We start from the raw sequence: 23,595 nt of genomic DNA on the forward strand, positions 1-23,595 counted from the left end.
CGCCGCTTCGCGGCCGCGTGTGCCACGCGGTCCCTGACCCGGCCCGTCGCCCACATCCTCACACTTCCTGATGCGAAGCATCAACCATCAGGAGGTTTGACATGAACGCTAACGCTGCCCTTTCGTATTCCGGTTTCCGCGCTGACCAGTCGGCCTATGTTGCCGCACTGGATCAGGCCCATGCCCGGGCCTTTCACAGTTACTTCACACAGTATATCCTGACCGATGACGAGGCGGGTTATGTCGCTATCGACGAGGGAGATTACGGGGCATTGCCGCAGGGCATGATGGACCGGGTGATCGACACGGTTCCGGGCAAACTCAACGATGAATTCTGAAGCTACCGGGAGGAGGAAGTCCAGGCATGGGCTTCCTCCTTTCTTTTTGCTCGGCTCCCTTGGCTAGCCCGTAGCCAGCGTTCAGGTGAGCACGTGATGGCAGCATCAAATGTCCGCGCCGGCAGCATCGAACGCTTCGAGACGCTCGGGCATGTCGAGCAGCTTGATGGCCGCCGCCGAAATGGCTTCGGCTTTCGTTGGGTAGGACTCGGCTGAACTGATCCCGACACCGTTCGCGTAGGTGATGGTTGCCTGGAAGCCATTGCCTTTGGGCGTTGCCGACAGTGTTACGCTGGACATTCGCTGCACCCCCATTCGGGATAAATCGCTGGTCTGTAATACCATCGGATGTGAGCGCGGACCAGCGCGTCAGCCGCTGTGAATTCGCGGCCAAATGCGGCCAGGCCATCCCGCCGGAATGGCACGTCTTGTCTTCCATCCATTATCTGGAACCTAACCTGGATCAGCTATCGGGAAGGGGGAAATTCAAGCACACCGTACGCGACATGTCGCCGGTCATTTAGTCCCTGATACCAATGAATTATGCCTAGAAAATAGGTTCGGTCACTTCTCAATCACATTGATATAATGTCATTTATGCAATTTGAAGTGATTGGCGGGGAGGCGGAAAGGGGCGGAATTGCTGAGTCCGTTCGTTCTTGACATGTTCTTCATTGTGATTTAACCGGGAAAGCACTTTCGCAGTGCGGCCAGGCTCCTCGTTTGAAGGAGTCGGTCAATGTCACGACCAATATCTCTGCAAGTCTACGTCACCTCCGAACTCGCCGGGCGGGTTCGGATTGCTGCTGCCGCCGACGGTCTGGCGGTCAGCGAATGGCTGCGTTCGGTCATCTTCCGGGCGTGCGAAGATGAAATCTCCGTAACGAGCGATCGCGGTCTCCTGCGCCGGCTCTATCGCCAGTCCCTGTTCTCCATGGTTGGGGTCGATGCCCTCCTGGCCGGGCACAAGGATCACGCTTTGCGCGAACGGGTCCACCAGGCCTTTGCCGCCAAGTGCAAGCAGGCCGGCCTCACTGCCAGCACCGACGAGGGAGGCTCCCATGAAGCGTAACCTCGTCAACTTCACGCGCGGCAGCCAGCTGCTCGGCCACTTCGGTTTCATGTTCGCTGCCGGGCTGAAGGGGCCCCTGATCATCGCCCTTGCCGTCATCTCCTCGATGTCTTGGTGGATGCTTTCGAGCGGGCTGACCGACCACGAAACCTACCTCGTCTGGATGCGGCTCTATGCCTCTGCCTACGGTTTCATGGAGTTCGATCCCGCCAAGCAGGTGGCGCTCGAAACAGGCTTTGGCGGGACCGTCCAATTCCCCATCGCGATGGTCCAAAATTTCCCGCCGGTGGTACGTGCATGGGGCCACATGGTGGACATTCTCCAAGGCGTCTTGTGGCGCTCGGCGCTCGCCCTCCTGCCAGCCTTCGCCCTGTTCTACTGGTTCGCCGCCCGCTTTGGCCGCAAGTCCAAAGAGCGCAAGCACGAGCGCGGCGCCATGCTGGCGACCTTGCCCGAACTGGTCGAGGAAATCCGTGTCCACAACCTCGCCGAACGGGCGAATGATCTGACCCAGGCGATGGGATGGCGCTGGCGGCTCTGCATGCCGGGCGAACTCGCTACGGTCTTTCCCTACCGTCCGTCGAAGCTGGCCAAGGTCAGCTATCCCTGGCGGCTCGAGCAGAGCCATGCGATGCTTATCGGCACGACCGGCATGGGCAAGACGGTCGCCCTGTCGGACATGATCGAGGCAGCGCGCGGCCGCAGCCAGCGCGCTGTCATCTTCGACCTGACCGGCACTTTCATCGAGCATTTCTACGACAGCAGCCGGGATGTCATCCTCAACCCGCTTGATGCGCGCTGTCCGCGGTGGAGCGTTTTCGACGAGTGCCGCGACGAGGCCGAGTTTACCGCGGCCGCCGAAGCGCTCGTGCCGCACGATGGTGGTGGGTCAGAGCAGTTCTGGGTGCTCGCCGCGCGCCTGCTGTTCGTCGAAATGTGCCTGAAGCTGCGCGCGCGCGGGCAGGGGACAAACGAGGCGTTGGCGTCAGAACTGATGACGGCGGACCTGGCATCAGTGCACCGGCTTATGCGCGGTACGATCGCTGACCCGCTCACGGCCCCCGAGGCCGCGCGCATGGCGGAATCGATCCGCGCCGTGTTCAATGCCAACGCCAAGGCGCTGAAGCTTTTGCCGCAAAGCGGGCGACGCTTCTCGCTCAGGCAATGGGTCGAGCAGGACGATGGTTCGGGCTCGATGGTGTTTATCTCGGCTCGCTACGTTGACATGAGCGTGTGTTCGCAGCTGCTCACTGTCTGGCTCGATCTGGCGATGAACACGCTGATGACGCTCGATCGGACCAGGGATTTGCGCATCTGGTTCTTCGTCGATGAGCTCGGAGCATTGCACCGCCTGCCGGCACTCGAGAAGGGCCTTCAGACCGCGCGCAACTTCGGCGGCGCCATCGTCACCGGCATCCACGCCTATGCCAAGCTCAAGGAGGTCTACGGCGAGAACATGGCGATGACGCTGTCATCGCTTGCCAGGACCAAGCTGATCCTCGGCACCGCCGACCGCGAGACCGCTACATGGTGTTCCGATTTCATCGGCCACACCCAGGTGCGCGACATGGAGGAGGGTTACACCTACGGTTACAACAACGCACGCGATGCGGTCAGCCTGACCTCGCGCAAACACATCGAGCCGCTGCTGCTGCCCGACCAGTTGATGAACCTCGCGCGTCTTTCGGGCTACATCAAGTTCCCCGACGGGTTCCCGGCGGCACCGGTAAAGTTGACGCCCGTCACACGGCGCAGACGAGCCGAGCCTTTCATTCGCAGGGCCGGCGACGATGGCGGACCGGAAGGCGGCGGGACACCCGTGATCCCGCCGAAGCCATGGCTCCCCGAGGATGGAAATTCCGCCTCCGAGCACCCTTCGTCGAACGACGACGGGGCGGGCAAACGGGTCGTCCCCAAGCAGGGTGAACTGGCGCTTGAACGATCTGCCAAAGCAAAGCACGTCCAGGACGAGACACCGGCATTGCCAGAACAGGCGACCGCACCGGGCAGCGTGGTCGATCGCGAGGTGCGGACCGGAACCGGTGTGCCTGATGCCCCCGAAGCGCCACCGCAGGCGGAGCAGCCGGACACGGCAAAAGTTCGGGAAAACGCCCCTGCCATGCCCAAGGACAGCGTGCTCAAGGCCGGGGCAGCCGATGGGCAGGAGCCGGCCAAGGGCGATGGCGTGCGCAGCGACGCGCCTCGCCCTGTGGGGACGCGGTCCGGGCTGGCTCCCGAGGAGCGACAGCGAGCACCCAATGCGGCGACGGAAGCGCGCAAGCTGATGCTTGAAGATGGCCTCGCCGAGCCTGATCCGTCTGCCAAAGATGATCGCGGCTTCGGCGATGTCGACATGGATATCTGACCACTGACGGCGGCGCTTTAGGAGAGGCCCACATCATGCTTTCCGCAGCCAATGTGCGCACCGCCGGTGGCGCCGCCAATTATTTTGCCTCGGACAACTACTATACCCGGGCCGATGCCGACCGGTCCGGCGAATGGTTCGGCAAGGGAGCGGAGCGCCAGGGCCTTGAGGGGCGGGTCGATGCGCGCCTATTCGAAGCTGTGCTCAAAGGAATGCTGCCCGACGGCAGCCGGGTTGGCAGCGACGGGCGCGAGCATCGTTCCGGGACCGATCTCACGTTTTCCATGCCCAAGAGCTGGTCGCTTCTCGCGCTTGTCGGCGGCGACAAGCGGATCATCGATGCCTATGCCGCAGCCGTGAAGGAGACGCTCGCCTGGGCCGAAAAGAACCTTGCTGAAACCCGCATGGAAGTGCGAGGGCGCGAGAAGATCGCCCAGACCGGCAACCTGCTCGTCGCGCTTTTCCAGCACGACACCAACCGCAACCAGGAGCCGGGCGCCCATATCCATGCCGTTGTCGCCAACGTGACCCAGGGGCCTGATGGCAAGTGGCGGGCGCTTCGCAATGACAAGCTCTGGGAGCACAATACGCTCCTCAATGCGATGACAATGGCGCGCTTCCGGCTCTCGGTTGAAAAGCTCGGCTACGAAATCGGCGAGACCGGCAAGCATGGCAATTTTGAAGCGGCGGGGGTGCCCCGGTACGTACGCGATGCCTTCAGTTCCCGCCGCGCCGAAATCGTCGCCGCGCTTGAAGGGATGAACGGCAAGGGGCTGGCCGCGCGCAATGCCGCCAACCTCATGACGCGCGCGGCAAAGCAGACGATCGAGGATCGCGGCGCACTCGGCCAGCAGTGGCGTGACCAGGCGGCACGGATCGGATTTGACCCCGCCGAGGTTATCGCTAGGGCCAATGGCCGGGCTTCCATCGACATCGGCGGGGTGCCAACGCTCGGCGGGTTTGTCCGCGACGTGGTCGAGCACGGTCGCGGCATCGCTCAGGCCCTTGCCGAGCGATTGGGGCTGCGCGCCGGCGATCCGCTCGTCCCGCGCGATCTTGCCAGAAAATCGCCGCAGGAGATTGCCGCTGTCCATGCTGTTGCTTCGGCTGTGCGCCACCTTTCCGAACGCGAAGCGGCCTTTGCCCGCACCGACATTTACAAGGCCGCCCTGGGGTTCGGATTGCCGGTGGCCATGCCGGAGATCGAGCGCAGGGTCGCGCAACTGCTGCGCCAGGGCGAACTCGCGCGCGGCAAAGGGGCGGACCGGGGACTTGTCACAACGGCGGGCGCTATTGCTGCCGAGCAGCGGATCGTTGCGGCCGTTGAAGCAGGGCGCGGAATGGCTCCGCCGATCGTCGATCCTGCCGAGGCAGGCGCACGCCTACAGGCGCTTTCCCAGCTCAACTACGGGATGACCCTCAACCAGGGGCAGGAAGCCGCAGGAAGGCTTCTCCTTGGCTCCAGTAACCGGATAGTTGCCATCCAGGGGGTGGCCGGGGCAGGCAAGAGCACTGTCCTCCAGCCCGTGGCTGACATCTTGCGCGAGGAAGGCAAGACCGTCCTAGGGCTCGCCGTCCAGAACACACTCGTCCAGATGTTGGAGCGCGACACCGGGATCCCTTCTATGACCGTGGCCCGATTCCTGAAGCGCCATGCCGCACTGCTGGAAGGCGGAGACAAAGCGGCCATAGCGTCGGCGCGCAGCGAACTGCGCGGCACCGTGGTCCTTCTCGACGAGGCCTCGATGGTCGGCAATACCGACAAGGAAAAGCTGGTTCAGCTGGCGAACCTCCTCGAATTTTCGCGCTTCGCCAGTATCGGGGACAGGAAGCAATTGGGTGCGGTCGATGCCGGCAAACCCTTTGAGGTCATGCAAAAGGCAGGCGTCGAGACGGCGACCATGAATATCAACTTGCGCGGGCGAGACCGGGTACTGCGGGCTGCCCAGCATGCCGCGCAAGGCGGGCAGATCGAAGAAGCCTTGCGCCACCTGGGATCCAATGTCGTCGAGGTCGGGGAAGGGGCGGCCATCGAGGCCGCCGCCGCCTGGCTGGCGCTTGCACCCGCCGAGCGCGAGCGGACCGCTATCTATGCGTCGGGGCGCACACTGCGTAGCGAGGTCAACGAGGCTGTGCAGACAGGTCTCAAGGCCAATGGCGAACTGGGGCAGCCTGCACTCAAGCTCGACGTGCTTGCGCGCGTCAATACGACGCGCGAGGAACTGCGGTATGCGGGCACCTATGTTCAGGGCATGGTTGTTGAAGTCGACCGCGACAAACGCGCCCAGGGCCTCACGCGCGGAACCTACCGGGTAATTGAAAGCGACACGAAGCGCGAGCGCGTCACCCTCGAAAACGGGCGGGGCAAGCAATTCGAATTCAGACCTGGGAAGCTCCGGCCGCAAGGCGAACACGACCCCTTGCGGCTCTACGAAGTGAAGCCCCTGGAACTCCATGCCGGCGACCGCATCCGTTGGACCGACACGGACCACAAGCGGGGCCTGATCAATGCCGATCAAGCCCGGATTACCGGGATCGACAGCAAGTCCGTTAAACTGACCACATCCATGGGCATCGCGCATGAGCTGGCGAGGGATGACCCCATGTTGCGGCGGTTCGACCTCGCCTACGCGCTCAATGCTCACATGTCGCAGGGACTGACCTCCGATCGGGGCATCGCGGTCATGGACAGCCGGGAGCGCAATCTGTCGAACCAGCAGACGTTCCTGGTGACAATCACCCGATTGCGTGACGGGCTCACGCTCTTCGTTGACAATGCGTCGCGGCTCGAAGCCGCGGTCGGACGCAACACTGGCATGAAGCGCTCGGCGCTCGAAACCGTCGATCTGCTCCGCAATGCGGCAGCCCAAGGGCAGGCCAAGGGTGCAAAGATGGATAAGGTACAGGCACCCGGGCGCGAGCCACCCGAGCGTGACCGTTCGATCGTCAAACCCTTCGAAATCGGTATCTGACAGCAGTGGCAAGAGGGCTGGTCGGCTGAGTTCAAAGGTAGGCCGATTGACTTTAAGTTCTCAATTTGTTCTCAATGCGGCCATGCCCCGAATCGCTGACGATATTCTGTTCACCCATCTGGAAGTGGCGCTTGCACTAGCGCCCGAGCCAGTTCTCTGCGGCCTCAACGCCGATGACCCGCGCCAGCAGCGCAACGTCCGGGTCGATCTCGCGCAGCATATGGTCGAGCGCATGCGCGGGTTCGTGATCGAAGGCGAAGGGGGCATGCGCGGCGAAGGGCAGGCCTGTCTCTTCCCGGGCGATCTTTCGCCGATTGGTTGATTAGTGCGTCAGGGGCTGTCGACCGCTTGAAGACGTATCGGTCAGTGCCGGGACCCCGGCGCATCCTTGAGGTCTGCTAGGCCCGCAATTCGTCTTGCGATCTCTTGCCAGGTGCGGACACCTTCCTGATCACCGGCGCGGGCAAGAGCGCCGATCTGCTCGGCCACATGGCGCGGGGCATTATGCCCATGGGTTGTGACAACCTGGTTGGCGCAGGCCCAGAGCTCCCAGTCGCTCAGCGGCAACGGTGGTTCTTCCAGTAGCGGTCCCACCGCAGCACCGTTCCGGTGCGGACCATCGCACAGGATAGATCGGCGCCCGAGGCAAGGGTGCACCAGGCCGCCGTCCGCGAGCCGCCGGCCGAACCTTCAGAGCGGCAGTGCATGGCCGGGGCAGAAACGATCACATGCCCTGTCGGTATTGTCCCGCGTGGGCCGCCGAACAGCGAAACGAGGCGGTCGCGCGCCTCGAGCGCAGTGGCGGGTGGGCAGGGCTGGTTGGTCCGGCAGGTGCCGTCCATCTCTCGCGCTGCAATACCCGAAATGCGGATATGCGGGCCCTCCGCGCACCAGATCGGACCATCGCCGTCCCAGACATGGGTCGGTGTACAGGTGAAGCTTTGTCCTGCCGCGACGACGGCGGCTGCAAGTGTCAGGAACATCTCGGTGCTTTACTGGAGTTTGCGGCCGAACCAGAGCACCCGGCCGACAATGTTGATGGCACGGCGCTCGAGCCCGCGCCAGCTTGGATAGGCCGCGTTGTCGCTCACCACCGAAATCCGTCGACCTTGCGGCTCGATTGCGATCCGCTTGACGCTGAGCGCGTCATCCATGCGCAGGACATAGATCCCGTCGCGCAGCCGTCCCTGGCCATCGCCAAGATCGACCATCACTTCGTCCCCATCGTTGAGCGTCGGCTCCATGGAGTCCCCGATGACGTGGATGATCGACAAGCTCGCTGCCTTGCTCTGGGTCAGCTTGCGCAGCCATCCTTCATCAAAGCCAAACTGCGCGCTCTTGTTCTCCATTTCCGCAAGTGCGCCGTGACCGGCAGATGCTTCGACATCCAGAACCGGGATCTGCACCAGTTCGACCACGGGGGAGCTGCGATGGGGCGGTGCGCCCAAAATGCGCTCATCCACGCCGAAGAATCGCGCAAGGATATTGCGATCGCTCTCGTCGAGATAGCGCGGGCTGCCCTTGCGAATGTATTGCTGAATATAGGATACATTGCGGCCGAGCAGCCGCGAAATCCCTGAGTATGTGCAGCCCTTTCTGGCCAGGATGAGCTCGTCCAGAGCCCTTCGTGCTTCGTCCATCATTCGCTGTCCTGCCGCGATCGCTAGGAAAAGTCATCCTAGACTCTAGGACGCCTTCCTAATATAAACAAAACAAGAACACAATGGCAAAGCGAGTTGGATGGCGATGGAGCTACTGGAGCAGATCGAGACCTATTTGGTGCGGACCAAGACGCCGCCGAGCAAGTTCGGGCGCACGGTAGTGGGGGATCCTCGGTTCGTGGAAGATTTGCGGTCAGGCCGACGGCCACGACGTCGGACGCAAGAGCGGGTGAGGCTCTACATCGCTAGAAGTGATGCCAATTGGTGAAGCCGTTTGAACTGGCAACACAGTTGCGGCAGGCGCTCGTGTCCCGTTAGACGCCGTATCGTTTGTTGCCGCCAGAAGTGATGCAATAGCGACCGCCTCGGGGGCCGACGCAGACACGCGCACCGCTGCACGGACAGGATCCATCGATAAAGTTTCCTCGTCGCGGCTTCGAGCGTTTGCTCGATCCCTGATTTCCGGAGACCGGTCCTAGCAACGACTGCGGGGCTCGTGCTCTGATCGGCTGAGCGCTTGAAACATGCGAACTTGCGATCCAGAACAGAGCTGCACCTTGGGCGACCTTGAGCCAATCCCCCTCGGTGTCGACCACCTTGAGTTCATCGCCGCTGTGAAGCTTGCCGACGATCCGGCCCGAAGTCGACGGGGTCGCACGCGCATTCAGAGTGTTGGAGCTGACATATACTGTCTCGTCAGGTCCGTAGACCATTCCTGAGCCGCCATTGGGTGACAGGATGGCTGCCTCTGAAGACGATTGGCTAGAAAGCGACGCCGGATCAGTCGACAATCCTCCCGGTTTTTGAGAGCACATGGAAATTGCGAAGAGAAATACCCCGACTAAAGCAAGGCAACCACAGCCCTTGTTGCGGGTGCCTGCTTGGGTGTTGCCTGGTGGCGGATTGGAGCTGGATTGATGGCTCGAAAACGTGCTGTATGACATTCCAGAGCCTGGCAGCCCGACAGTATTCCTTGTTCCTCTTGGGCTAATGTTGATCGATGCCCCAGGCCCACCAAGCGACGTGCTGATGCCGGACTTGCTGAGGTTAAGCCGGATGCCAGGGAGAATTTTGATCGATTTTCGAAAGCGAAATCCCACTGCTATCTTCCCCCAGACCAGCTAAATCAGCACTGCAATTCGCCGTATTTCAACGCAAGTGACCTTCGACATTGCCAACCGTTTCTGACATTCGGACTAATCATCTGTCGTTGCAAATCAGATCAGGTGTATCGACCCTATCTCAAAATTCGAAGAAAGCCGATGCTGTGCTATCAAATATGCGCTTAAGCACGTACCAAGAGCTGGAGCCCACAGCTCGGGTCGGCAGAGGCCTATCGTGCACCAACTATTGCATCATATTCGCGGTTTTATTTGGTGCACTGCTGGCAATTTTGGAGACCGAACCGACACTCTATGATCCGTTCAGAGGTTTGTTTGAAGTCGCTGAAGGCGTTCTGACGATCCTTTTCTCGGTCGAATACGCTGCTCGACTTTGGTCCGCTGCGGATGCCCCAGGTGATGCGTCCAGTCTGGCGAAGCGGGGCAGGTTTTTCATCAGTCTCGCTGGGCTCTTGGATCTTGTCGTGCTGCTCGCTGCCTGGGCACCCTTCTTCACCGCCAACCTCGCCTTGCTACGCATCGTTCGTCTCGCGAGGATTGCTCGGCTCGCGAAGCTTGGGCGCTTTAGCCGCGCCGCTGAACACCTGCATTACGCAGTTACTACCCGAGCATATGAGCTCCTGCTTGCAGTTTCATTGGCTTTGATCCTGCTCGTGGCTGGCGCGACGGCCCTGTATTGGGCGGAAGGCACCGTTCAGCCCGATAAATTTGGCAGCATTCCCCGAGCACTATGGTGGTCAGCTGTGACACTGACAACGATTGGCTATGGTGACGTTTCGCCGGTTACGCCGCTCGGCAAATTCATCGCGGTCTTGGTTGCAGTGGCGGGCATTGGACTGGTTGCACTTCCGACTGGTATTCTCGCGTCTGGCTTCAGCGAGGCGGTTCAGCGGGATAGAAAGGCCGATAACCAATAATGGGGCGCTATCATGTCTGGACGGCGCCTTGCGATTAAGGGTCACGACCGATGGTGCGACGGTTTCAGGTGCGCTCCTGTCACCGTCCTATGAGCGTAAAACTATCTACTGGCCTTGAAGGGCATCCGCTGATCTGCTGGCTCCTCTCAGCCAACTGCGCTTTGCTGTCCAAACAATACTCAGCCTTGGCAGATTTTGTCGGAATGTGTCGCTTCACCTCATGATCTTCCGAGAGTTTTGAGCGTTGGCGTTACGTTTGCCCTGGGGCTTCAGGCGATCGCATCGCGATAGGATAGCCATAATAAAGTCAGCGCAGTGTGCGTTCTTGGCGTACCGGGGCTTTGATGCCCGGGTTTTGCGCTGTGCCTGCCGTGGCCACGCGCTTGAGCGGCACGGCTCCCACCGGGAGGGCTTTCTCGATCTTCAGGGCGTCACCGTGCCGGGCGAGGTTCTGCTGAAGACGGGTGACGTCGCCGCACCAGATCGTCTCGGCATCGATGTCGCGGGCAGGATCAGGACCGACGGCACCGGCATCGAAAGCTACTGGGCGCATCTGAATGCGCTCGGCGCCGCTGACCTCGACGCCGTAATCGGGACGCGCGGCGCTGCGCAGCACGAGCCGACCTTCGCTAGCCCATGCAGTCGCCATCCCTTCGGTCACCTCGTAGCCAAGCCCGCCTAGCGCTTCGAGCAGGGCATTGCGGCGGGCATTGGCCGCGCCCGTTAAACGGTGCGCTTCGATTGCTGCGGAAGTCGCGCTGCTTCGCGCCTCTAGAACTTCGACCTTGATCGTATCGAAATCTGTCCGCCAGATGGCAGTGTCGAAACCGGCGGCATCTGCCTCGGCGAGGATCGCCTCAAGCTCCCTCAGCGCTTCGGCCCGGTGCCTTGCTGCGGTGAGGGCGCGTCCAGTTTCCACTTCGAGAGAGTCGAGAATGAGATTGCGCAGGTCGGTCGGAGCATTAGTCGCTTCGACGAGACGTGCGCGCCAATCGTGTTCATGTGGAACATCGCCAATTTGTCCAATCTGCACGATCCGCATCTCGATGCGCTCAATGGCAGAATCTATTAGTTCAAGCCTCCCACGCTTCCAGTCTGCAAGCGTGGGAATAGCCTCGCCGCCCCGCAGCTTGCTCGCGAGCAACGCGTCAATGGAGGTTTCGACCTTACCGCCGAGCATCATGAGCGCGCGGCTTGTTGCTTGTGCATCGCCGCGTTTGAGGCCGGCTTCGAGCTGCGGATCAATAGAAGCACCGGCCTTGCCTAGAGCAGCCAGGATGGCGCTGGCCGCCTCGCGTTCGCGCCGTTCTCTGGATCTTGTCGCAGCATGCTGGGCTGCGATCCCGTCAAGGCGCTGTTCCAGATCGCGGCGCAGGAAAGCCTCTTCGACCGGTGCCTGCTTCTGAAGGTCCATGAAGCGGTTGGCCACGATCAGGCCTGCCAAGTTATCGCGGCGCTTGCAGGCCTCGGCGATCGCCTCATCATCGATGCAGTCGTTCCGCTTGCCGATCCGGATCCAGCTTTCAAGCGCCGCATCGACACGTGCAAGATGGCCTGCACAAATTTCGACCAGTTCCTCGCGCGTAACGATTCGCACTACTTTGGGACCGCTCATGATTTTGCTCCCATGGCTCTCGTGATCGCGGTCCTTAGCCGCTCCTGCTCGAAAGCTGGCTCATGGAACCAGCGATGCGAGGAGACCCGGTGAATGACCGGGATCGAACGCCGCAGCACAGCAGGTCGCCAGATTTCGCGGGCACGGGCCGTGGTAAGCAGCCCATGTCGCGGCGCGTCGCACTCGATGCCTATGCCGTAGAGACCGGTTCGAGGATCCTCGATCGCGAAGTCCAGCCCGAAGGCACCGTCGTCGCTCACTGGTGAAGGCTCCCAGCCCATAGCGCGGATCTCGTCGGCTACGGCTCCCTCGAGTCCGTCACCAAGGCCATCGTGGCGCGCTCCTGCACGGCGCTGCTCAGGCGTGAGGCGCGACAGTAGGGCAGCAGCTGCATCGAGTTCTCCTTCGGAAACGCACCGGGCGTACTCGAAATAGGCTTGTAGGAAGTCACGCGGACTTGCCGCCTGGCGGCGTGTCGACAGCAGATCAGAAATCAGCGCGACCGGTATTGAGGTCACTAGGATCACCTTCTGGCGTGCCCGCGTGACCGCAACGTTGAGGCGCCGCTCGCCGCCCGCCTGACCAAGCACGCCGAAGACGCGGCGGAAGGTCCCTTGAGCGTTGCGGCCAAAGGTCGAAGAGAACACGATCACGTCTCGCTCGTCGCCCTGCACGTTCTCGACGTTTTTGACGAAGAAACCCATGTCTTCGCTGGCCTCGACGCGGTCACGCTCTCGGGCAAGAGCCGTTCGGAAGGCTCCGTCTAATTCTGCCCGGTCCTCGAGCACTTCCTCGATCAGGTCGGCCTGCGTGCGGTTGAAGGTGACGACGCCGACCGTCGGCGGGGCACCGGGCTTGTCGAGCCAGAGCCTGCGCAGAACATCGACAACATGTTCTGCCTCGGTGCGGTTGGTTTGGTCCTCGTAGATGCCGTCGGCTCGGATCACCTCGATCGGTCGCACCCGGCGAATCTCGTCGGCCGGATGCCGCGCCGGCACGCTTAGGCGATTGACATAGAACGAAGCGTTCGAGAACTCGATCAGTTCGCGGTAAACCGAGCGATAATGGATTTGCAGCGTTGTTGAAGGCAGCACGGTTTTGGCAAGCTGCAACAGGTCCGGGCAATCCTTGATCTCACGGCGGTTCCAGGTTTCCGTCACTTGTGCGCGCTCTTCCTCGCCAAGCTCGTCTTCGGATTCCTGGCCTTCATAGACTTGGGCTTCATCGCTCTCGATCCGACTCGTGAAGAAGGCGGTCGGCGGCATCTGTTTCTCATCGCCTGAGACGATCATGTTGCGACTGCGGTAGAGCGTGGGCAGGGCATATTCGATAGGCATCTGCGAGGCTTCGTCGAATATCACTGTGTCGAAGAGTGCCTTGCGCAATGGCAGCAAGCGGCTCGCGACATCGGGATTGACCAGCCAGACCGGGCGCAGTTGCATGAGGCCGAGGTCCGCGCCCCGATCCACGAACTCTCGCAGGCGCCGCGCGCGGACGCCGCGAAGACGCGTGATGTCCTCCCACTCGCGCATCGGACTAAGGCGGCTTGCATCGACTCCTTCGGCAAGGTGGCGCCTGTTGAGCGCGCGCATTTCGCGATCGGCATTGCCAAGGGAAGCTGCTTTCGCTTCAAGTTCAGCCGCCTCGAGCAGCAGGGTCGGATCGTCGACCTCAAGCCGCGTCTTCCAGGCAAGGCGGGCCTCTGTCGCAATGATCCGCCGCACGACGGGTTCGAGTTCGGTCGCGGGCAGGGACTCGAGCCGCCCCCGGATGCGGGCGAGCTCGGCGAAGACTGCCATAACTTCTTCGCCTAGCTGCGCGACACGCGGTCGAAATCGCTGGTAGGCGGCGATGTTGGGCAGGCCGAGCTCAACGGGGTCGATGCGGGTATGATTGGAGATGTCATCAGCAATCGCTTTAGTGCACTCGGCGATCCAACTCTCGGCCATCCAGAGCTCGAGACGCTTGAGCTGGCCAAGGCAAGTAATCCTTGCAGCATGGCGTGCAAGGCCCTGGTCTATCCCTTCTATTAGGTCCCGGACCGCCTGCCGGGTCCTAGCGCGTGCCATAGCGAAAGCTGTGTCGCGCTCCGGATAGGCTTCGAGTCTCACGACATGCGCTTCTGCGGCGGTAAGTTCGCCGCTTATGGAGCGTGCAGCATCGATAAGCTCTGATTGGCGTAGAGCAGGCAGGTCACCGGCAGGCTCACCAAGCACGCTCATCGCCTCGATAAGACGTTCGCGGATAGGGCGCAGCTGTTCCTCGCGGTGCAGCGCTTCACCGAACGCCGCCGCATCGGCGAGGCCTTCGCGCCGCATGAGCTGGCTGCGCCGCCGCGAAGCGAACCAACGAGACGGCGACAGGCGCTGCATGAATGTCGGACGCTGGAGAAGTCGGTTGGACAACGCGCCCCAATCCTCGAGCTCACTGTCGGACATCGCAAGTGCGACCGCGATCGCGTCGGCCTCTGCTTCATCAGGCGGTAGACGAAGGAGATCCTGTTCGATTGCAAGCAGCGCAGTTTGGATCGGCGTGGTGCCTGGGGTCCGCACCGAGGCACCGACTAGTCGGTCGAGCCAGCGCGCGAGTCGCTCGCGGGCTTCGTCGGCAAGGCCGATGAGCGCAGCACCGTAGTTTGTGCTCCACAGCCGATAAGGTTCGGGATCCTCGATATCCAGCGCATTGGGCGTGCGCTCGATCACCGACAGGCGTTCGCGCTCCAGAATTGCGAACTGCATGAAGTCACCGGCGAAAGAATCGATTGTTCCGGGATCCACCGAGAACGAGCGCGTGTCGGACAGGGCACCGCCTTCGTGGTGAGCGGGTAGCCATAGGCGCGCAACTGGCGCGCACGTCTCCTGAAAGACCGATAGACGCCCCGGATCAAAGGAACCGAGTAGTTGGCGGAGCGAAGGAACCGAAGGCGTCTCGCCTTCGCGGGCAAGACGGATGAGGTCGCCCAGGATCAAGCGGTAGGACAGTCCGGTTTGGCTGTCTTCGGCATGGAGTGCGCGGTGCTGGCCGTCGAGTTCGTACTCGAGCACTTCGATGCGCCCCGCCGTCTGGTGGCGATGTTGGCGCAGGGCCGACGCACCGGTGGGCCTTCTGAAGAGGTCCTCGAGCTGCTCGCGCACCGTGCGGATCACACTCTCTCGGTCTTTGTTGACGTCGTTGACCATGATCACGCGCTCGCCGAGCCCCGCAGCCTCTAGCCGCTTATGCACGACTTCGAGCGCGGCCTGCTTTTGGCAGACCACGAGCAGGCTGCGGCCCGTGCCGATAGCATCGGCCACCATGTTGACGATGGTTTGGCTCTTGCCGGTGCCAGGCGGGCCTTCGATCAGGAGACCCCGCCCGTTGCGGGCCTCCAGCACGGCCGCTTCCTGGGAAGGGTCGCTGTCGGCGGTAAAGAAGCGCTCGATCTCGGGCACCGACTTCAACTCGGGGCGCTCAATTTCCTCGCCTGCCCGAAATGCCGTCTCGAGGCTTGTGCCAGCCGGCGGCTTGGCCTTTAATTGCCGCAAGTCCTCCATGACCGCTTGGCCGAAGAAGCCAAGGTGAAAGAGCGCGGCCGAACAGACAATTTGGTCGTCGCCGGTCTTCACTTTCAGGTCCTTGGACGGCAGCGGCACGAGTGCACGACCTTGGACTGCGGCGAGGTCGCGGAATGCATCGACAACTTCGGCGGAATTGACCGAGGCTCGCGAAAGAATCTCGTTGGCCGACTCGCGCCAGCGTCCCGCCTCCTCGATGCCAAGCAGCGTCTCGAAGGCAGGGTTGAGCCTTACTTCCTCGCGGTCGCGGTCGAATGCGAGCGTGACACGCCCACGAGACCCGACTTCGGGAATGGCGCGAACCGGCCAGAGCAGCACGGGCGCGATTCGCGGGCGCGTTGTCGTCCTTGCTTCCTGCATGACAAGAAAGGGGAAGCCGAGATAGAGCCCGTCGATGCCGGTGTCGCGGCGGTAGAGCGTCGCGTGGGTATGAAGTGTGCGCAGGCGCCGTTCGAGACGCGCATCCTCGGTCAGCGGGCCGGGATCGACGTCAATTGCCTGATCGTTGCGCAGCAGCAGGTGGTCCAGGAGGGCACTCGCCGGACGGCGGGCGCTGTCAAGTTCGACGAGGTCGATGCGGGCGGTCGTCTTGCCGATGACCATGCGGGTAAGGGGGCCGCGCATGATCGAGCCGGTGATGCGCCGCGCGAAGAATTCGAGGAGCGTTGCGACATAGGCTTGGCGCGGCGGCTGCCGCCAGTCCGCTTCCGGGATGGCAAGCACCGCGAGCGAGCGCGCAATTGGCAGGCGGCGCTCCAACCGGAACTGGTCGGCCCATTCGTCGATCCGCTCGATCCCGCAGCGGGCAAAGCCCTGGAGCCTCGCTTCGATCGCGGCATGGACCTCGCGACGCGGGCCGACAAGGCGCTCATGAGCGGCTTCGCAGTCGAATGCCTCGACGCCTGCTTGCTTCGCCGCCGTCTCCGCTTCGCCAACGATCACATCGGCACTACGAAACTGCGACGCTGCAGCCCCGAGGAGGAGGATGAGGTCCTCTTCCTCTGTGATTTTCCGTTCGATTATCGCGAGCAGGCCCGGGTGATCGGTGTCGGGCAAGATACGGCGCTGTTCTTCCCAGAGAGCTGTGAGACGGCTCTTCGAGGTCGAGAGCGCAAGGGCGCGCAGCTTCGCCTCGTCAAGTTCAACTTCAAGATGGCGCGCGCGTTCGCGCACACGCGCTTCGCGTCGCTGGAGGCGGGCGAGCCAGACTTCGTCATCGTCGCGTTCGAGGCGCTCGGGAACCGGTCCCGTAATCAAGGCATAGCCCTCCTCGGCATGCTCGATGAGCCAGCCTGGCGTCACTATCTCGCCGCGAACCACAAGCGGCATGGCTGGGTTCAAGGCCTTGAGCGCAAGCGCCAGGCGAAAATCGCCTGAAACATCCTGGAGGCTAGCGATCTGCCGCACTTCAGCACGAAGCTCTGGATGAAGGCCCGCCTCCTCCATCCAGGTCACGAGATCCCCTCGAAGGAGCAGATCGCGCGCCTCGTCCCAATGGGTGGCTTCGGCTGCGGCCAATGCGAGCTGCGCCCCGCCTGCAAAACGGCGTCCGCCCAACGCGATCGAGCGGCGGGCAGGATCGTCTTCGTTGGGGCCTTTGCACGCCGGGACTTCGGGCATGTCGCCGTCGAGCCAGCGCCGCACCTCGGGCCAGCACCAGCGCACACGGCGGTCAGGCGCGAGCAGGCCACGCAGCAGCGTGTCGACCTCGGGGGCGAGGCCCTCGGGGATCGGCGCGCCGTTGGTGAGGACGCTAATCAGGAAGGATTGGTCGTCGGCGCTGGCAAAGCAGGCACCACTCGTGACCTGTTCGAGAATGAGCATGCCAAGGCTCCACCAGTCGCTGGCGGCGGCAACACCACCAGCAACAGCCTCGGGCGCGGTGTAGCGGGTGATCTCGAGCGGCGAGACGATATCGAGGTCGTAATCGGAAAGGCGTGCGGAGCCGAACCCGGTGACCACGAGATCGAGTGGGTCGCGCGTGCGCACCATGATCGCGTCGGGCTTGAGGTCGCGGTGGCGCAGCCCGCACTCGGCGAGCGCGGCCAGCGCGCCGCCCACTTCCTCAACGATGCGCGAGAGCCCGGCAAGATCGTCAGCCACGAGTCCGAGGTCGGCAAGGCTGCCGACCTTGAGATCCTCCGACACCTCGTAAACCTGCTCCGCGAAGCGGCCGATGTCGAGCACTTCGGGAACATGGTCGCGATCGAGCGTGCGCAAGACCTCGTAGACCTCGGGGTCGGGTTCGCTGCCCTCGGCATATAGCGTCAGTATGGCCTGGCGCCCGTCACTGCCGCGCATGGCTTCGTAGGATTCTTGGATGTGGCCGGTCGAGGCAAGGCGCCGCACCAGAGTCCAGTCGCCGATCACGGTCGGAGCGATCGCGGAGGACTCTTCGGATGTACCCGGCACGGGTTCGGCGGGAGATGCCGCTGCCGGTTCGTGCACGGCCGCGGGATCGCCGTCTTCGACGAGGTCAGCGCCGCAGTTCGGGCAGAGGAGGTCTCCCCACCCGAGTGCATGGCCGTTCGTGCACCGGGGAGCTGCTGGGACGGGAGTGGGCGCTGCAGGAGCGGCTTCAGGGCGCCAGCCGGACTGGCGCAGGGCCACGCCCGAGAGCGGCCAGTCGCAAGGCTTGCCCTCGATGGTGCCTTCGCAAAACATCTCGTCTGCGCCGCGTTCGGTGTGGCAGTTCGGGCAGTAACGGATCACGCGGCGAAAACTCCTGCCATGTCAGAGGTGATGGCGTGATGGCCGGCGGCGGCAAGCGCCCGGCGCATCTTTGCAAAATCCCCGCGAGCAGGGATGCCTGCGAACCAGGCTTGGCCTTCTTCATCGAACATAACGTCCAGCCTGCGGTCTGCGGAGGTGGCGTGGCGCTCGAAGGCCTTCAACGCCTCTCCGGCAGGGCTGAAGATGTGAAGTTCTTGGTTGTCGCTGCCGCGAAGCGCCATGGTCTGGGGTAGGTCCGAACGAAAGGGGCCGGTGACCAGTGCATCGACAAGGCCGGAGTTGGCTGTAAGCCACTCGTCGACCTCGGCGCGCTCACGCCCGGTGAAGACGAGCACGGGGCGTTTCGACATTTGCCTCCATGCGGCAAGAACTAGTGTCAGGGCCTGGGGCTGGTCGAAGGGTTCGCCGCCTGAAACGGTGAGACCATCAGCTTCACCGGCGAAGCGCCCAAGCTCGGCAATGACTTCGGCCACCTCGACCTCTCCTTCACCCGTTTCCCAGGTGTCGCGCGATATGCAGCCCGCGCAGCGGATCGAGCAGCCCTGGAACCACAGGCCGATCCGGCGTCCGGGCCCGAGCGTCGTCACCGGGAAATGCAGGCGCGAGAGGATCATGCGCATCAGACGTCCTCCAGAACGAGCACCGTGCTTGTCCCCCGCTCGATCGAACGGATCCGGACGGGGCCAGCGTTCTCACGCTCGAAGAGGGCGCGGGCGAGGGGATTGATGAGATGCGCCTCGATCTTGTTACGGATGCCGCGACCACCATTGGCAAGATCCGCAGTGCACAGCTCCCGCAAGGAATTAAGGGCGTCTGGCATCATCTCCACGCGCTGGCCCGAAGCAGCGGCATCGTTGAGGACTGACTTCACCATGGAGTCAAAGATTTGGACGCCGACCTCCGGCCTGATGAAATCGAAGACAATCACATTTTCGCCAAAGCGGTTGAGAATTTCCGGGCGGTTCAGCACGAGCTTGAAATGATCGCCGATGCCCTCACGTACGCGCGTCTGGACTTCCTCGAATGGCTGGTCTGGCGTGACCGCAGCGCGACGCTCACCGTCAGGGCCGGTCGTGTAGATTCCGAGGTTCGAGGTGAAGACGATCAGCGTCTCGGAAAAATAGACACGGTCGCCCCGGCCCGACGTCAGAACTCCGTCGTCGAGGATCTGCAGGAACTTGTCGAGAATGCGCGGGTGTGCCTTCTCGATCTCGTCGAACAACACGACGCTAAATGGCTTCTCGCGCACGGCATTTGTGAGCTCGCCACCGACGTCGTAGCCGACATAGCCCGGCGGTGCGCCGATCAGTCGCTGGTCGGCATGCTCGGCGCTGAACTCGGACATGTCGAAACGGATATAAGCGCTCTCGTCACCGAACAGGAGCTCGGTGATTGATTTTGCTAGTTCAGTCTTGCCGACGCCTGTGGGTCCGGCAAGGAAGGCAATACCGCGCGGGCGGTTGCCTCGGCGGCCGCCTATACCGGTCGCTGCGCGCTTGATTATATCGAGCATGTGGGTGATCGCATGGTCCTGTCCCACCACCCGGTTGCGGATCGTATCTGCACCCTCGAGGATGCGTCGGCGCTCGATCTTGCGCCAGGCGTCCTCGGTCACCCCGACCTTATAGCGACGGACTGCTTCGCCAATGTTCTCGATCCGAACGCCTTCAGCGCGGGCGAGCTGCGTCACCGCGTTGAGGTCCATCAACAGCATTCCCTCGGTTGAATCCACGAGATCCTCACGGGCCTCTTGCAGCACTTCCGGCGCGGCCTCGCGCCCGCCGGGCATCGAGCGCACGAGGGATGGGGCAATCGCATTGCGGGCCGCTCGGTCTGGTGCGGCAATGGGGATGTGGCGCAGGCGAGGATTGTCAATCATCAGCCAGTCGGGAAGGTCGCCTTCCTTTTCTACTACCCAGATCACGCAGTTGAAGCGTGGTGCACGCTCGGGTCCCACCGGGCGGGGTTGTACGCTTTGACCCAGCACGAGGGCGCGCGTGAACAGCTGCTGCTCAGAGGGCGAAAGTGCATCGTTGCGCACGATCAGCCGCGATGCGAAATCGACTATGAGCGCGAGCGACGGTCCGTCGAGTTCGGCCTGACGCTGGAGAGTTGTGGCAAGAACGTCGGAACCGCCCGCTGCACGTCCCTGCGCAGGCGTGAGGCCGAGTCTTGCCAGAGGGGCATCGGCATCGCTTGTGCTGACCATGGGATCTGTGATGGTTGCGAAACCCTGGACTGGATCGTAGCGCACGATCTCGCCGTAGCCTGCTTCAGCGAGCGATGCCGCGAGGACATCGGTCAGCGAGGCGGCATAGGCTTGGCCTCCACTTGCCCTGATCTGGAGATCGCGGACATTGCCGGTCAGGACGAACTGGGACTTGAGGGGCAGGAAGCGCAAGAGGTCGCGCGCCCAGCGCGGTCGCAGATTCTCAGCCGTCACAGTTCAAATACCCCTTTCGACGCGCTTTGCCTGAATCCTGCGCGCATCAAACCATTGCGGCTCGTGAGCCTGCACACTTCTGCTCGCCTGATCTTCATGCAATTTGAGTGGCGGTCAAGTCGGAGGAAGGTAAAGGCGAGGCCCTTTTCATCCGCGGTTCAAGCGGCTCAGGCGCGTGCGAGCCAAGTCTTCTCGGTGCTTATAAGCGATGTCGCAATCGAGAGAAGGTGGCCCTCCCCTGACGGGAGGCCAAATGGTTAGGACTCCATGCGCGGACATTGCCGCCATTCAACCGCCAAAAATGCCCAATGATAGCTGTCTTCCATTCAACTTTTTTAATTATGGGGCCGGAAGGTCCCTCTGAAGCGCGCCGATCATCCATTCGCACAAGTAAGAGCGATGAAGCAGTGCAGGGTGAACTGTAACTCATCCAAAGGCCTACAGTTCAGCGGCGATCCGCACAAATCTTGAATCCCTTCGATGATAGCCTGGCCTTGGACCCGAGAATGTTTCGTCCAACACTGAAAGCGCGGTAATCTCGCGTGTCAGATAGAGGCGGAAAGCGTGACCGCTGCCGCCTGCCGTTTGCCATGCGCAGAGAGCTTCATGGCCATTTTCCAGCTGGCCATAAGTATGTGGTTCCACTTCGCGGACTTTCCCTTTGTACAAGAAGGTCAGAGGCCTAACCTCAATAATTGCCTTTAAAATCTCTGCGTTCATGCTCTAAAGTTCCTTCGCACAGGCGGGTGGGCATCAGATGCAGCTTAGACAGGTCACAGTAAGGCATTTCCGTTCTCTTCGCGATAATACCGTGCAGATCGGTGCCCATACCGCCCTCATAGGAGGCAATGGTGCTGGCAAGTCCAGCCTACTGAAGGCTATCGAAAAGTTTTACTCGACAACCAAGTCCCTCGACCCTGATGACTTTTACGGGCGCGACCAGACAATCCCGGTCGAAATTGAACTGACATTCGACAATCTCAGCGCAGCCGCACTGGAAACGTTTGAAAGCCGAGTCCGCGAAGGCCGTTTGGTGATCACCAGAATCTTCGATCAGTCATCTTCTAGCGGACGATATTATGGCTCAGTACTTCAAAATCCAGATTTTACGACGATACGCACGCAGACAGCCGCAACAGCCAAGCGCGATGCGTACAAACAACTGAAGGCCGATAACGTTGATTATGCGGGACTGCCCGCTGCAGCTAGCGCTGTCGCGGTAGACGAAGCCCTGCTCATCTGGGAGGCGGAACATCCCCAGATGCTGACACTCTGCCGGGATGATGGCCAGTTTTTCGGTTTTCAGAATGCCAGTCGTGGGGCGCTCCAGAAATTTACCACCTTCGTTTTCATTCCCGCAGTTCGTGAGGCTGCGAGCGATGCCGCTGATGGCAAGGGGAGCCCAATTGCGCGCCTTCTTGAGCTGGTCGTCAAGGGGGCCATCCTCCAGCGAAAAGACATCCAGGATTTCAAGCAGGAGATGGGCGCACGATACCAGGCGCTTGTCTCTCCTGACAATATGCCGGAGCTGGGCCAGCTTGCCGCACGCCTTACGACAGATATCAAAGGTCTATACCGTGATGCGGCGGTCGATCTGGCGTGGCGCGCTATGGAAGAGTTTCCAGTACCGTTACCGTTGGCTGATGTGTCGCTCAGTGACGATGGCTTTGGTGGGCCAGTAGATCGTCAGGGCCACGGACTCCAGCGGGCGTTCATCATAACCCTTCTTCAGTATCTCGCTCGTACCGCAACAGTTCAGCCATCGGCACAAGACGGAGAGGCAACGCCGGATGGAGAAGATGCAATGGCTGCGGCTCCAGAAGTTCCGAACCTCATTCTGGCAATCGAAGAGCCAGAGCTTTACCAACACCCTACCAAGCAGCGGCATTTTGCCGATGTTCTGCGTGGCCTGAGTTCGGGTAGCCTTCCGGGTCAGGAAGGACCGACCCAGGTGGTTTTCGCATCACATTCGCCAATGTTTGTTTCCCTTTCAAAGGCCGATGAAATCAGGCTAGCTCGCAGGGTTGCGTGCGAGGGAAGCGACTACAAACAATGCGAACTGCGCGCGCTCGATCTGGGTGCCGTCGCGGACAAACTCGGAACCGGCTGGGGCAAACCCGCCGGTACATACACAGCAGAAACGCTGGTCCCACGCCTGCACATTCTGGGCATCGAACTGGCGGAGGGTTTTTTCGCAAACGGCGTCGTCATCGTTGAAGGACGAAGCGACAAGGCCGCACTTACGGCCGCCGCGCGGATTCTTGGTGTCAGCTTCGAGTCAGCGGGTGTCGCAATCCTCTCGGCGGAAGGCAAAAGCAACATCGACCGTCCTCTGCTAATTTTCAGGGAGCTTGGCATTCCAACCTATGTCCTTTGGGATTGTGACCTTGGAACCAAGGATCATTCAGAGCACAAAGACCTCGCCATTCTCCGTCTCTGTCAACCAGAAGCGGAAGGTTTGACGGCCCCTACGCAGACGGTGCTAGGTGACGGATTCGCCCACTTCGAGGTCAATCTTGAGGCAACAGTCAGGACTGATCTTGGCAAGGAACTGATGGATGCCTGCCTTGCAGCCGCCTGCGAACCGTTTGGAATCCTGCCCAGCAGCGATGCTCAGAAAATTCCCGAGGTCATGTACCAGACACTTGCAGCCGCTCAGGCCAATGGCACCTCAGCGAAGACATTACTACAGATCGTAAGACAGATCTGGCTTTACCTGACGGGCGCACCCATCCCCGACAACACTATGAATGCGCCTGCAGAACCGGACAACATGCCATCGGCAGCGTAGCCAATTCGCCTAA

Annotated in this window: 17 protein-coding genes; 7 read left to right on the top strand and 10 right to left on the bottom strand. The window is 61.7% G+C overall.

Annotated features, from left to right (window positions below; translation table 11 throughout):
* The first annotated feature begins 101 nt into the window (after positions 1 to 101).
* Positions 102 to 338: a hypothetical protein gene (locus RMO89_RS02050; RefSeq protein ID WP_096061564.1), complete on the top strand. Its 237-nt coding sequence runs from the start codon at positions 102 to 104 to the stop codon at positions 336 to 338.
* A gap of 105 nt (positions 339 to 443) precedes the next feature.
* Here RMO89_RS02050 and RMO89_RS02055 read toward each other — a convergent pair whose 3' ends face one another.
* Positions 444 to 638, bottom strand: coding sequence for a hypothetical protein (locus RMO89_RS02055; protein WP_310530917.1), 195 nt, complete (start codon positions 636 to 638; stop codon positions 444 to 446).
* Positions 639 to 1,077: 439 nt separating this feature from the next.
* On the opposite strand from RMO89_RS02055, the gene RMO89_RS02060 reads away from it, so the two are divergent.
* The 4 genes from RMO89_RS02060 to RMO89_RS02075 all read left to right on the top strand — a co-directional run bounded on the left by RMO89_RS02060 (position 1,078) and on the right by RMO89_RS02075 (position 7,069).
* Entirely contained in the window at positions 1,078 to 1,410 is a 333-nt protein-coding gene (locus RMO89_RS02060; protein ID WP_310530918.1) for a hypothetical protein, read from the top strand.
* Positions 1,400 to 3,775: a type IV secretion system DNA-binding domain-containing protein gene (locus tag RMO89_RS02065; RefSeq protein WP_310530919.1), complete on the top strand. Its 2,376-nt coding sequence runs from the start codon at positions 1,400 to 1,402 to the stop codon at positions 3,773 to 3,775. Before RMO89_RS02060 ends, RMO89_RS02065 begins: the two co-directional genes overlap by 11 nt.
* A 35-nt stretch (positions 3,776 to 3,810) precedes the next feature.
* A complete protein-coding gene (mobF, locus tag RMO89_RS02070; protein WP_310530920.1) occupies positions 3,811 to 6,747 on the top strand; it encodes a MobF family relaxase in 2,937 nt (978 codons plus the stop codon).
* Between the two features lie 82 nt (positions 6,748 to 6,829).
* The gene (locus RMO89_RS02075) at positions 6,830 to 7,069 is read left to right on the top strand and encodes a hypothetical protein (RefSeq protein WP_310530921.1); all 240 of its coding nucleotides are present in this window, start codon (positions 6,830 to 6,832) and stop codon (positions 7,067 to 7,069) included.
* A gap of 41 nt (positions 7,070 to 7,110) precedes the next feature.
* Here RMO89_RS02075 and RMO89_RS02080 read toward each other — a convergent pair whose 3' ends face one another.
* The 4 genes from RMO89_RS02080 to RMO89_RS20455 form a co-directional block, all read right to left on the bottom strand.
* Entirely contained in the window at positions 7,111 to 7,404 is a 294-nt protein-coding gene (locus RMO89_RS02080; protein WP_409035500.1) for a DUF6961 family protein, read from the bottom strand.
* Positions 7,305 to 7,730 (bottom strand): hypothetical protein, encoded by a 426-nt coding sequence (locus tag RMO89_RS02085; protein WP_310530923.1) that lies wholly within the window; start codon positions 7,728 to 7,730, stop codon positions 7,305 to 7,307. Before RMO89_RS02085 ends, RMO89_RS02080 begins: the two co-directional genes overlap by 100 nt.
* Before the next feature lie 9 nt (positions 7,731 to 7,739).
* Positions 7,740 to 8,387, bottom strand: coding sequence for a S24 family peptidase (locus tag RMO89_RS02090; RefSeq protein WP_310530924.1), 648 nt, complete (start codon positions 8,385 to 8,387; stop codon positions 7,740 to 7,742).
* Between the two features lie 335 nt (positions 8,388 to 8,722).
* The gene (locus RMO89_RS20455; protein ID WP_409035501.1) at positions 8,723 to 9,508 is read right to left on the bottom strand and encodes a DUF4236 domain-containing protein; all 786 of its coding nucleotides are present in this window, start codon (positions 9,506 to 9,508) and stop codon (positions 8,723 to 8,725) included.
* Positions 9,509 to 9,579: 71 nt separating this feature from the next.
* Here RMO89_RS20455 and RMO89_RS02095 point away from each other — a divergent pair, with 71 nt between their 5' ends.
* Positions 9,580 to 10,446, top strand: a complete 867-nt coding sequence (locus RMO89_RS02095; RefSeq protein ID WP_310530925.1) for an ion transporter — start codon at positions 9,580 to 9,582, stop codon at positions 10,444 to 10,446.
* Positions 10,447 to 10,753: 307 nt separating this feature from the next.
* Here RMO89_RS02095 and RMO89_RS02100 read toward each other — a convergent pair whose 3' ends face one another.
* From RMO89_RS02100 to RMO89_RS02120, 5 genes are all read right to left on the bottom strand, one after another.
* The gene (locus RMO89_RS02100) at positions 10,754 to 11,890 is read right to left on the bottom strand and encodes a hypothetical protein (RefSeq protein ID WP_310530926.1); all 1,137 of its coding nucleotides are present in this window, start codon (positions 11,888 to 11,890) and stop codon (positions 10,754 to 10,756) included.
* Positions 11,891 to 12,057: 167 nt separating this feature from the next.
* On the bottom strand, positions 12,058 to 18,327 hold the full coding sequence (locus RMO89_RS02105) for an AAA domain-containing protein (RefSeq protein ID WP_310530927.1): 6,270 nt from the start codon (positions 18,325 to 18,327) through the stop codon (positions 12,058 to 12,060).
* Complete coding sequence (locus tag RMO89_RS02110) at positions 18,324 to 18,968, bottom strand: 4Fe-4S cluster-binding domain-containing protein (RefSeq protein WP_310530928.1); 645 nt, start codon at positions 18,966 to 18,968, stop codon at positions 18,324 to 18,326. Before RMO89_RS02110 ends, RMO89_RS02105 begins: the two co-directional genes overlap by 4 nt.
* Complete coding sequence (locus RMO89_RS02115) at positions 18,968 to 20,791, bottom strand: AAA family ATPase (protein ID WP_310530930.1); 1,824 nt, start codon at positions 20,789 to 20,791, stop codon at positions 18,968 to 18,970. The genes RMO89_RS02110 and RMO89_RS02115 overlap by 1 nt, the downstream gene beginning before the upstream one ends.
* A 438-nt stretch (positions 20,792 to 21,229) precedes the next feature.
* Positions 21,230 to 21,511, bottom strand: a complete 282-nt coding sequence (locus tag RMO89_RS02120; RefSeq protein ID WP_310530933.1) for a hypothetical protein — start codon at positions 21,509 to 21,511, stop codon at positions 21,230 to 21,232.
* 37 nt (positions 21,512 to 21,548) lie between these two features.
* On the opposite strand from RMO89_RS02120, the gene RMO89_RS02125 reads away from it, so the two are divergent.
* Positions 21,549 to 23,582: an AAA family ATPase gene (locus RMO89_RS02125; protein WP_310530934.1), complete on the top strand. Its 2,034-nt coding sequence runs from the start codon at positions 21,549 to 21,551 to the stop codon at positions 23,580 to 23,582.
* The last annotated feature ends 13 nt before the right edge of the window (positions 23,583 to 23,595 follow it).

This window comes from Novosphingobium sp. (assembly GCF_031424035.1).
GTDB lineage: Bacteria > Pseudomonadota > Alphaproteobacteria > Sphingomonadales > Sphingomonadaceae > Novosphingobium.

Coding starts and splice junctions, on each gene's coding strand:
- RMO89_RS02050 (WP_096061564.1), top strand. CDS start 102: ATGAACGCTAACGCTGCCCTTTCGTATTCCGGTTTCCGCGCTGACCAG.
- RMO89_RS02055 (WP_310530917.1), bottom strand. CDS start 638: ATGTCCAGCGTAACACTGTCGGCAACGCCCAAAGGCAATGGCTTCCAG.
- RMO89_RS02060 (WP_310530918.1), top strand. CDS start 1,078: ATGTCACGACCAATATCTCTGCAAGTCTACGTCACCTCCGAACTCGCC.
- RMO89_RS02065 (WP_310530919.1), top strand. CDS start 1,400: ATGAAGCGTAACCTCGTCAACTTCACGCGCGGCAGCCAGCTGCTCGGC.
- mobF (WP_310530920.1), top strand. CDS start 3,811: ATGCTTTCCGCAGCCAATGTGCGCACCGCCGGTGGCGCCGCCAATTAT.
- RMO89_RS02075 (WP_310530921.1), top strand. CDS start 6,830: ATGCCCCGAATCGCTGACGATATTCTGTTCACCCATCTGGAAGTGGCG.
- RMO89_RS02085 (WP_310530923.1), bottom strand. CDS start 7,730: ATGTTCCTGACACTTGCAGCCGCCGTCGTCGCGGCAGGACAAAGCTTC.
- RMO89_RS02090 (WP_310530924.1), bottom strand. CDS start 8,387: ATGGACGAAGCACGAAGGGCTCTGGACGAGCTCATCCTGGCCAGAAAG.
- RMO89_RS02110 (WP_310530928.1), bottom strand. CDS start 18,968: ATGCGCATGATCCTCTCGCGCCTGCATTTCCCGGTGACGACGCTCGGG.
- RMO89_RS02120 (WP_310530933.1), bottom strand. CDS start 21,511: ATGAACGCAGAGATTTTAAAGGCAATTATTGAGGTTAGGCCTCTGACC.
- RMO89_RS02125 (WP_310530934.1), top strand. CDS start 21,549: ATGCAGCTTAGACAGGTCACAGTAAGGCATTTCCGTTCTCTTCGCGAT.